Origin of the sequence: Stenotrophomonas sp. HMWF003 (genome assembly GCF_003061285.1) — a bacterium.
Lineage (GTDB): Bacteria > Pseudomonadota > Gammaproteobacteria > Xanthomonadales > Xanthomonadaceae > Stenotrophomonas > Stenotrophomonas maltophilia_AP.
Map to the genome: position 1 here is coordinate 6,311 of NZ_QAIW01000072.1, position 4,050 is coordinate 10,360.

Sequence of the window (4,050 nt, forward strand, 5' to 3'; positions counted from 1 at the left end):
GCCACCGCCAGTGGCGGCTGGTACGACCTGCATGTCGAGCAGCCCGGGGCCTCGCAGCGCCTGGCCGGGCGCGTCGAAGACGGCCGCCCGGGCAGCACCGACCCGGCCATGGGCACCGAGGCGATGCGCCTGCTGCTGGACTGACCGCCATGCCGGCGCGTGGCGACGGGCGCGGTCAGGCCGGACGGGCGGCCGATTCGATCATCTTCCAGCCGTTGCCGGACGGATCGCGGAAACCCGCATCCACGGTGCCGTAGCGCTCCACTGGCGGCTGGGTGAATTCCACGCCGGCCGCGCTCAGCCGCGTATAGGCCGCGCGGCAATCGTCCACGGCCAGCACCAGTGCCGGCATGGCGCCCTTGGCCACCAGCGCCGCCAGGGCCTGCGCGGTGGCGGGGTCGTGCACGGGCGGACCCGGCACGAACAGGCCCAGCTGGAACGTGGGCTGGTCCGGGTGCTGGACGGTCAGCCAGCGGTACGGGCCATTGCGCACGTCGGTGTGGATCCTGAAGCCCAGCGCGTCGACGTAGAACGCCACGGCTTCGTCCTGGTCGCGCACGTACACGCCGACCACCTCGATACCCTGTGTCATGGAGAACCTCCGGTGTTGGAGGCTACGTTGTACCCGCACCCCTGCGCTGGCGCTTCTCCGAAACTGAGGTGGTGAGGTCCGGGCGCCGGGCGGCGCGCAGGATGCACTCGGGGGTGCTGCCCGGTGAGGCGTCGGCCGGTGGCGTGTCGCGCAGGTCGCCCGGACACTGCCCGGTGATGTCGCGGAACACCCGGCCGAACGTGCCCAGGCTGCTCCAGCCGGTCTGGTAGGCGATTTCGGTGATGGGCAGGTCGGTGTCGCGGCACAGCGCCACCGCCCGTTCGATGCGGCGGCTCAGCAGGTAGCGGTGCGGCGGCAGGCCGAAGGCCAGCCGGAACTGGCGCGCGAAGTAGGCCTCGGAGGTGGCGCTCACCTCGGCCAGGCGCCGGACCGGCCAGGCCTCGTGCGGCGCCTGGTCCATCCGGTCCTTGGCCCGCAGCAGGCGTCGCAACAGGGCAGGGCTCTGGGTCATCGGCGTCCTCCGCCCGGCGATGCTACGACCGGGCGCGCCTGCCAGCAAGGCGCCTCAGCGGCGCTGCACGGCGCCGGGTGCCTCGTCCGCCGCCGTCCACGCGCGCAGCCCCATCACCGCCAGCCCGACGAACACCAGGTACAGCCCGGCGGTGACGTCCAGCGACTTGACCAGGTACATGCCCACGTAGACCACGTCGACGACGATCCACAGCCACCACGTGGCGATATGGCGGCGCGCCTGCCACCACTGCGCCACCAGGCTCAGCGCGGCGAGCATGGCATCCAGCCAGGGCAGCGCGGCATCGGTCCAGGTGTGCATCGCCGCCCCCAGCGCGACGCCGAACACCACGCCGATGCCAAGATCGCGCAGCAGCTGCCGGCGCGGCAGCGGCGCGATCACGATCGCCCCGTCCTGTTGCGCGTGCCGGCGCCAGCTCAGCCAGCCGTACAGCAGGAAGCCGCCGAACACGACCTGCAGCAGCGTGTCCGAATACAGCCGGGCCTCGATGAACACCACCGCATACAGCGCCACCGCCACCAGCCCCACGGGCCAGGCCAGCATGTGCCGGCGCGCCATCAACCACACGCCGAGGATGCTGGCGGCCACCGCCGACCATTCGAGAAGGGCCGCGCTCATAGCCCGAACGTCACCGACAACCGGGCCTGGCGCGGCGCACCGGCAAACAGGTAGTAGTCGCCCGCGGTGCTGCCGGTATCGCGCCAGTAGAAGCGGTCGAACACGTTGTCCACCGACAGGTTCCAGGTCACCGGATGGTCGGCCAGCGCGTGCCTGAAGCGCAGGCCCAGGTCGACCACGTGGTAGGCCGGTGCGCGCACGCTGCCGTCCACCGTGGCGGCGTTGGCCGAGGCGTAGCGCCAGCCGCCGGTGACCGACAGCCCGCTGGCGAACGGCAGCGCGTAGTCGGCATGCACGCTGGCGCGCAGCTTGGGCACGTTGACCAGCTGGTGGCCCTCATACAGCGCGGTGCCACTGCTACGCGCGCGCGCCTGCAGCGCGCTGACGCTGGCGTTGAGCACCAGGCCTTCGGCAACACGCCCATTGGCGGTCAGTTCCAGCCCGGTATGGGTCTGCTGGCCTTCGGCCACGAAGGTGTAGCCGGCGTCGCTGCCGTCCGGCTTGGCGTACTGGAAGGGCTGCGAGGTGCGGAACAGCGCCGCGCCCAGGGTCAGCGCATCGGCGGCGGCGTACTTGACGCCCACTTCGGTCTGCCGCGACAGCACCGGCGCCAGGAACGCGCCGTCGTTGGACGTCCAGAACGGGGCTTCCTGGCCCAGCGAAATGCCGCGCACGTAGCTGGCGTAGACATTCACCTGCTCGGTCGCCTTCCAGACCAGCGCGGTCTGCGGCAGGAAGCGCGACAGCGTGCTGTGGCGCTCGGGGGTGCCGCGCTTGTCGAACGCGCGCTCATCCAGGCGCACGAAGCGGCCACCGGCCAGCCACTGCCAGGCATCGCCGAACTGCATGCGGTCCATCGCGAACACGGCCGTCTGCGCGCTGTCCAGTCGGCGCACCGAGGGGCCGGGCTGCAGCGGCGACGGCGCGAACACCGGCACCTGCGCGTCATGGATGTTGGCCGTGCCGACGTACTCGTTGACGTTGCGGCGCTTGTCGATGGTGCGCTCGAAGCGGTCTGCGCCCACGGTGAGTTCGTGGCCGACGCGCCCGGTGCTGAAGCTGCCGCGCAGTTCGGCGCGCGCCTCCAGGTTGCGGCGGGTGTCGTCGGGGCTGCGGTAATCGTAGATGTCGTAGTCGCCGTTGGGCGCAAAGTAGTTGCCCGGCACGCTGCCATCGGCACACTGCGCGGCGTAGTAGCAGCCGTAGGCGAAGGCCACGTTGTCATCGATCACCGAGCGGCTGTAGCCGGCCGACACGCGCGACTGCCACTGCGCGTTGAACTGGTAGGTGTGCAGGGCGGTGATGTTGGTGCTGTCGATGCCCACCGGCCGCTGCCACGGCTGGTAGCCCAGCATGTGCTCGCGGTCCACCCCGCGTGGCAGTTCGCGCGCGCCCAGCAGCTGGTAGCCGGAGGCCGAGCGCTGCGAGCTGGTCTGGTAGTTGGCATCCACTTCCAGCTTGCTGCGGTCGCTGATCAGCCAGTCGGTGGCCAGCGAGTAGAAGTTGCGGCGGCCTTCGGCACGCGCGATGTACGACTCGCTGCCGTCCCACGCTGCGTTCATGCGCACGCCCAGGCGCGGGGTCAGCCAGTGGCCGACATCCACCGCGGCATAGCGCGAGCCTTCCGAATCGGTGCCCAGGGTGACGTTGCGGACCTCGGTCGGGCGCTTGCCGACGTAGTTGATGATGCCGCCGGGCGCCATCACGCCGGCGGCAAGGCCGGCTTCGCCCTTCAGGATTTCCACCTGCTGCACGTTCTCCAGCGCCAGCCGCTGTTCGCCGGTGGTGCTCAGGCCGTTGAAGCGGTAGCCGGTGCCGGTGTCCAGCGGGAAGCCGCGGATGGCGATGTTCTGGTAGTAGCCCACCGGGGCGTAGCTGTCGCCGAGCGAGGCGTCGTTGCGGGCCAGTTCGGACAGGCTGCGCACCTGGCGGCTGTCGAGCAGGTCGCGGTCGAGCACGGTCAACGCGGCCGGGGTGTCCTTCCAGTCGCCGCTGCCGAAGCTGTTGGTCTGCACGGTGTCGGCCACGGGCTGGCGGGCCTGCACGCGGACGGCGGCAAGCTCGGTCGGGGAACGGTCGGGCGCGTCCGGGGCGGCGTCGCTGGCATGCAGCGGCAGGGCGGCGCACAGGGCGACGGTAAGCAGGGCAGGGCGATAGCAGCGGTTCATTCGATTCGTCATCAGCCAGAAGAGACGAAGCGACGGCGCGCACGCACCGACCCATCCGGTCGTTGCGCCCACTGCACAAAGCTCCCTACGCCGGTATCAACCGGATCAGGTTCCAAGGGACTCTCTCAGCCTGGCTTTGCCCAGGCACCCCCGCTTCGGTGCCCATTTCACCACAAACG

At 70.6% G+C, this 4,050-nt stretch carries 4 protein-coding genes and 1 riboswitch; all 4 genes read right to left on the reverse strand.

From position 1 onward, the window contains the following. Positions 1–175: 175 nt before the first annotated feature. From DBR34_RS02760 to DBR34_RS02775, 4 genes are read right to left on the reverse strand one after another with little or no spacing between them, the layout of a single operon-like run. Positions 176–592: a VOC family protein gene (locus DBR34_RS02760; RefSeq protein ID WP_128095595.1), complete on the reverse strand. Its 417-nt coding sequence runs from the start codon at positions 590–592 to the stop codon at positions 176–178. Positions 593–614: 22 nt separating this feature from the next. Beyond that, positions 615–1,064 carry an AraC family transcriptional regulator gene (locus DBR34_RS02765; protein ID WP_128095596.1) on the reverse strand — a complete coding sequence of 150 codons (450 nt, stop codon included), beginning with the start codon at positions 1,062–1,064 and terminating at the stop codon, positions 615–617. A gap of 54 nt (positions 1,065–1,118) precedes the next feature. Beyond that, positions 1,119–1,703, reverse strand: coding sequence for a nicotinamide riboside transporter PnuC (gene pnuC, locus DBR34_RS02770; protein ID WP_128095597.1), 585 nt, complete (start codon positions 1,701–1,703; stop codon positions 1,119–1,121). Then, complete coding sequence (locus DBR34_RS02775) at positions 1,700–3,871, reverse strand: TonB-dependent siderophore receptor (RefSeq protein ID WP_128095598.1); 2,172 nt, start codon at positions 3,869–3,871, stop codon at positions 1,700–1,702. The genes pnuC and DBR34_RS02775 overlap by 4 nt, the downstream gene beginning before the upstream one ends. 65 nt (positions 3,872–3,936) lie before the next feature. Further along, a riboswitch (TPP riboswitch) is annotated at positions 3,937–4,033 on the reverse strand. Between the last annotated feature and the right edge of the window lie 17 nt (positions 4,034–4,050).